Source organism: Microlunatus flavus, assembly GCF_900110855.1.
Taxonomy (GTDB): Bacteria; Actinomycetota; Actinomycetes; order Propionibacteriales; family Propionibacteriaceae; genus Microlunatus; species Microlunatus flavus.
Map to the genome: position 1 here is coordinate 1 of NZ_FOFA01000011.1, position 6,141 is coordinate 6,141.

Annotated in this window: 4 protein-coding genes; 2 read left to right on the forward strand and 2 right to left on the reverse strand. The window is 74.8% G+C overall.

The window, feature by feature from the left end; translation table 11 throughout:
- Nucleotides 1-787: 787 nt before the first annotated feature.
- A complete protein-coding gene (xylB, locus tag BMY04_RS19930) occupies nt 788-2,200 on the reverse strand; it encodes a xylulokinase (protein ID WP_091185828.1) in 1,413 nt (470 codons plus the stop codon).
- A complete protein-coding gene (locus tag BMY04_RS19935) occupies nt 2,197-3,057 on the reverse strand; it encodes a DeoR/GlpR family DNA-binding transcription regulator (RefSeq protein ID WP_091185830.1) in 861 nt (286 codons plus the stop codon). Before BMY04_RS19935 ends, xylB begins: the two co-directional genes overlap by 4 nt.
- A 170-nt stretch (nt 3,058-3,227) precedes the next feature.
- Here BMY04_RS19935 and BMY04_RS19940 point away from each other — a divergent pair, with 170 nt between their 5' ends.
- Both BMY04_RS19940 and BMY04_RS22940 read left to right on the forward strand, forming a co-directional pair.
- On the forward strand, nt 3,228-4,007 hold the full coding sequence (locus BMY04_RS19940) for a DeoR/GlpR family DNA-binding transcription regulator (protein ID WP_170854241.1): 780 nt from the start codon (nt 3,228-3,230) through the stop codon (nt 4,005-4,007).
- 1,251 nt (nt 4,008-5,258) lie between these two features.
- A partial coding sequence (locus tag BMY04_RS22940) for a hypothetical protein (protein ID WP_170854242.1) occupies nt 5,259-6,141 on the forward strand: 883 nt, incomplete at its 3' end.

The window sequence follows — 6,141 nt, forward strand, 5'->3', positions numbered from 1 at the left end:
CGGGGGACCGTGTGGGAGACTAGGACGTCGCCGGACAACACACACACCTCAGGGCCGGCCACACATGTTGTGGCCGGCCCTGAGGTGTTTACGCACGCCCAAAAGCAGTTCGCCATTCAAGGCACCGGGTGCTCGCCCTGCCGGCAGCGCGGTGCGCGCGAGCAGAGCGGGAAGCGCTGCTTCTTCTCCGTGCCCTCGCCGACGAGCGGGCCTTTGTGAGCGCTCGATCCAACGCGGGGTTGGCGGCGATGGACGCCCCCGATGAGATCGACGGACTCAAGACGTGTTTGAGTCGGCCAGGCGCTCATGCGGGCGAGGTCTCCTTCTGGACGTCAAGAGCAGCCGACGATGCGCTTAAGTCCTTGGATGGATGCATCGGCCTTCCAGGAGCCCCCTCGGCTACTCCGAAGGGCGTAGGAGTCGAAGGTTCGCTTTCTGCCCCTTCCAAGATCGCGGTCTGCTCGCACTGTCGAAGCTGGGCGATGGCTTGGGCCGTGCTCCTGGCAACGCCCTCGAGCTCTGTCGAGGGGCTCGGAACGGGTAGGCGTCGTTTCTCCGGAGAAGCTGGCTCACCCCGCACAGGGTTTTCCGCAGTCGCGAGTGCTGAGGAGCCTGCGACAGCCCACCTCGCGTCTACTGCGTCCTCTGGGTCCACTGATGCAGGCCCCATGCCTGGGGCGGAACGTACGAGGGGCTGGACCCACGCCCACGGCGTAGGTCCAGCCCCTCTGCTCGTCTCCGTGACCGTGGTCCCCGGACAGCAGAACCTCTGGCGTCCGAGAGACGGTCAGCGGCTGAAGTCAGGCACCTCGAAGTGGGCGCGCAGCACCTCGGTGTAGCGACCCATGAGGTCGTCCGCGGCGGCGACGTCGGCCTCGGTCGGCTCGTACCGCCCGGCGACGGGGACGCGCCACTCGGGGAGCTCACCGGTGAGCGCCCACGCGGCTTGGCGTGCAGCTCCCACGGCGACGCTCTCGAACGCCTCCGTGACGACGACGGGCAGCCCGAAGACGCTCGTGGCGATCCGACGGACGGCCTCCGACTGGGACGCCCCGCCGGTGAGCGTGATCGCCGAGATCTCGCCGGTCTGCTTGCGCAGCACGTCGACCCCGTAGGCGAGGCTCCACAGCACGCCCTCGATGGCGGCGCGCGCGAGGTTCGCCGGCTTCATGCTCGACAGCGTCAGGCCGACCAGCTCGCCGGTCGCCTCGGGCAGCGACGGCGTCCGCTCGCCCTCGAGGAAGGGCAGGAACACCAGCCCGCCGCTGCCGGCCGGGGCCGAGAGCGCCAGGCGGGCCAGCTCGTCGAGCGTGACGCCGAGAACCTCAGCGGTGGCCACCAGGTTGCGCGCGCCGTTGAGGGTGCAGACGAGCGGCAGGAAGGCACCGGTCGCGTCGGCGAACCCGGCGACGGTGCCGCTGGGCTCGTGGGTCGGCGTTGCGCTGCGCGTGAACGCGGTGCCGCTCGTGCCCAGGGAGACCACGGCCGAGCCCGATTGCAGCCCCAGGCCGAGGCCGGCTGCCATGTTGTCCCCGGTCCCGGCGGCGATGGCGATGCCGTCCGGGGTGTGCCCGACGATCTCGGCGGGGTCGGCGACCCGGGGGAGCTCGATCGAGCGGCCCAGCGCGAGCCGGACGAGGTCGTCGCGGTACTCGCCCTTGGACGCGTCGTAGTAGCAGGTGCCCGACGCGTCGCCGCGGTCCGTCACCGGCGCGAACGAGCGCCCGCCCAGCTCCCAGGTCAGGTAGTCGTGCGGGAGGACGACCGACGCGACCCGCTTCGCCGACTCCGGCTCGGCGCGGGCGAGCCAGCGCAGCTTGGTCACCGTCATCGACGCCAGCGGCACCGTCCCGGTGGCGTCGGCCCACGCCTGCCCGCCGCCGAGCTCGGCGACCAGGTCGCGTGCGTCCCGGGCCGAGCGCGTGTCGTTCCACAGGAGGGCGTCGCGCACGAGCTCGCCGTCCTCGTCCAGGGTGACCATGCCGTGCTGCTGCCCACCGACCGCGATGGCCTCGACGTCGTCGAGCAGGCCCGGAGTCGAGGCGGCGGACTGGTAGGCGGTCCACCAGGCGGCAGCGGACACCTCCGTGCCCTCCGGGTGCGGGGCGCGTCCGGAGCGGACCACCTCACCCGTCTCCGCGTCGCAGACCACGATCTTGACCGACTGGGTGGACGAGTCCACCCCTGCGACCAACGTCAACTCTTCCGTCCTCTCCTGGTTGCTGACACCGACCGTCGGTCGGTGCAGGTCATGCCGTGCTCGCCGAGCTGCTCCACGAGCGTCGGCGGGGGGTCGCCGGCCACGACCACCTGGTCGACCTCGTCCAGGCCGGCGAACGTGACGAACGAGGGCCGCCCGAGGGCGGCGCCCTCGACCAGCGCGACCACGCGGGACCCGGCGGCGACCTCGGCCTGCGACACCGCGGCCGCGGCCGGGGTCGGCTGGCTGAGGCCGCGCTCGAGCGTGAGGCCACCGGGGCACACCACGCTCACGTCGGTGTGCAGGCGGTGCAGCTCGGTCAGGGCCCAGTCGCCCTCCTGCGCGTGCGTGCGCGGGCTGACGGCGCCGCCGATGTTGTAGACCGAGACCCGGGAGACGCGGGAGAGCAGCAGGGCGACGTCGAGCGCGTTCGTGACGACCGTCAGGTCGTCGTCGGGCGGGTCGTTCACCATGACGGTCGCCAGCTCGAGCGTCAGGCGCCCGGTGCCGAGGAGCAGGGTGCCGTTCCGCGGGAGCTGGTGCCAGAGCGCCTCGAGCAGGTCCCGGTCCTCGGGCTCCACCCCTGGGGCGCGCGTCCCGGGCACCGTGAGCCCGGGGACCGAGCCGGGCAGCGCCGGCTCCACCTCGACGGCGCCACCGTGCACCCGGACCAGCTGGGCACGCGACTCGAGCACCCGCAGGTCGCGGCGGACCGTCTCCTGAGCCACCCCGAGGCGCTCCGCCGCGTCGCCGACGTCGAGGCGCCCCTCGGCGGAGAGCCAGGTGAGCAGCCGCTCGAAGCGCTGGTCCGGACCGGGGGCGGCGACCGACCCGTCGGCAGCTCGTCGCGTGGGCATGACGGGCGCCTCCTCGAGCCGGTCCGGTGGGCCGGGGCGTCGGCAGCCCGGCTCCGCGGAGCACGAGCGTACGCCGACGGCGGCGGGCTGCCCGAGACGTCCCGGAGTCCTGCCCGAGCCGTTTGACCTGCGAGGATGACGCGCGAGGACGCGACGACGAGGAGGCGAGGGTGCTGACGAGGTACCCCCCGGAACGGCAGCGGGCCATCACCGACTTCCTGCTCGCGCAGGACGAGCGGCGGGCGACGGTCACCCAGATCAGCGAGCACCTCGAGGTCACGACCGAGACCGTGCGGCGCGACCTCGACACCCTCGAGCGGCGCGGGCTGCTGCGGAGGGTGCGCGGCGGCGCCCAGCTCCTGGACGCGGTGCCCTTCGAGGTCGCGCTGGCCGCCCGGCACGCCGAGCAGATCGAGGACAAGCGCCGCATCGCCGCGCGGCTCGCCGCCGAGCTCCCCGACGGCGGGGTCCTGGTGCTCGACTCAGGTTCGCTGACGCTGTTCGCGGCGCAGGCGGTGCCGCGGGACGCGACGCTGACCGTCGTGACCAACAACCTCCCCGCCGCCCGGCACCTCGCCGACTACGAGGGGGTCGGCGTGATCACCCTGCCCGGCATGGTGCGCGGCCTGACGAGCGCGGCCGTCGACGCCTGGACGAGCCGGCGGTTGCAGTCGCTGACCGTCGACGTCGCGATGGTCGGCGTGAACGGCATGAGCGCCGCCCAGGGCCTGACGACGACGAACCCTGAGGAGGCGTCGGCCAAGCGGGCGATGCTCCTGAGCGCCCGGCGGCGGGTGGTGCCGGTGATCTCCGGCAAGCTCGGACGCAACTCCTTCTGCTCCTTCGCTGCCGTCGCGGAGGTCGACCTCGTCATCACCGACGCCTCAGCGCCGGACCCGATCGTCGCCGAGCTGAGCGCGGCGGGCCCGGAGGTCGTCGTCGTCGGTTGACCGCGGACCCGGCGGCCGGCACGGACGCCGCTGCGCTTCGGGGCCGCCGTCGGGGAGACTAGGTCGGTGGCAGAGGCGAGGCGTCCGGGTGGGCAGGGTCGTGGCGACGGACGTGGTGGTCGCGACGACGGACGCGGCGCACGCGGCGGCGGGCCGCGCGACGGGCGCGGCGGCGGTCCCCGGGACGGCGGTGGGTCGCAGGGCCGACGGCCCTTCGGCGGACGCGGCGACGACCGGGGTACCGGGCGCGGCGGCGACGACCGCGGCCGTCCGGGCGGCGACCGCCCGCGGGACGACCGCGGTGGCTACTCCCGCGACGACCGCCCGCGCTACGACCGCCCGCGCGACGACCGGGGCGGCGGCAGCTACTCGCGCGACGACCGTCCCGCCGGTGGTGGCTCCCGTGGCGGTGATGCGCGCGGTGGCGACCGTCCCCGGTACGACCGCTCCGGTGGCGACTCACGCGGTGGCGACCGCCCGCGCTACGACCGTGGTGACGACTCGCGCGGCGGCGACCGCCCGCGCTACGACCGTTCCGGTGGTGACTCCCGAGGCGGCGACTCGCGCGGCGGCGACCGGCCCAGGTACGACTCGCGTGGCGGCGACTCGCGTGGTGGCGACCGGCCCAGGTACGACTCGCGCGGTGGGGACTCGCGCAGCGGGGACCGCCCGCGCTACGACCGTCCCGCTGGCGACTCGCGCGGCAAGGACCGTCCGCGCTACGACCGTCCCGCTGGCGATTCCCGTGGTGGTGACCGGCCGCGGTACGACCGTCCCGCTGGCGACTCGCGCGGTGGCGACTCGCGCGGTGGCGACTCGCGCGGGAGCGACTTCCGTGGTGGCGACCGCCCGCGCTACGACCGCTCCGGAGGCGATTCGCGGGGCGGTGACCGTCCGCGCTTCGACCGTTCGGGCGGCGATTCCCGCGGCGGTGACCGGCCGCGGTACGACCGTCCCGCTGACGACCCCCGGGGTGGTGACCGACCGCGCTACGACCGCTCGGGCGGGGACTCGCGCGGTGGAGACCGTCCGCGCTACGACCGTCCCGCCGGCGACTCCCGCGGTGCGGACCCCCGCGGCGGCGACCGACCCCGGTACGACCGCTCGGGTAAAGACTCGCGGGGCGGGGACCGTCCGCGCTTCGACCGTTCCGGAGGGGACTCCCGCGGTGGGGACCGTCCGCGCTTCGAGCGTTCGGGCGGCGAAGGCCGTGGTGGGGACCGCCGCAGGGACGACCGTCCCCGTGGAGGCGTGGGCCGCGACCGGCCCGACCGCGAGCCGCCCCGTCCCGGGCTGGCCCGGCGACCCGACGAGCCCGGCGTGCCCGAGGGCGTCGACGTCCGCACGCTGAACCGTGCGGTGCGCGCCGAGCTGCGCAGCCTGCCCAAGGAGCTCGAGGAGATCGTCGCGGGGCACCTCGTCGCGGCGGGCGAGCTCATCGACACCGACCCGGCGCTGGCGTACGCCCACGCGGAGGCGGCGCGGCGTCGTGCGGCACGGCTCCCCGTCGTGCGTGAGGCGGCGGCGGAGACGGCGTACGCGGCGGGAGAGTTCGCCGCCGCGCTGTCGGAGTACCGCGCGCTGCGCCGGATGACCGGCTCGGCCGACTACCTGCCGGTGATGGCGGACTGCGAGCGGGCCCTCGGCCGCCCGCAGCAGGCGCTGACGCTCGCCCGTGAGGCGGAAGGTCTCGAGCTCGAGCCGGCCCTGCGCACGGAGATGACGATCGTGGCGGCCGGTGCCCGCTCCGACCTCGGCCAGCAGGCCGAGGCGGTGCGCATGCTGCGCCGGGCCGTCGCCGCTCCTGCACCGACCCGCAGCGGCCCGCCCCTGGGGCGCGGGGCGGCGGCTGCGGCCCGCGAGCAGGAGCAGCAGGCCTCGGCGCGGCTGCGCTACGCCTTCGCCGACGCGCTGCTGCAGACCGGGGCCACCGACGAGGCGCGGCGGATGTTCGCCGAGGCCGCCCGTCGCGACCCGGAGCAGCTCACCGACGCCCAGCAGCGCCTCGACGAGCTCGACGGGCTGACGCTCGACGTCGACGACCTCGACCTCGACCTCGACGACGAGGACGAGGACGAGCCGGAGGCCGACGGTTCCTCGGTCGAGCCTGACGACGACGAGTCCGACGACGACG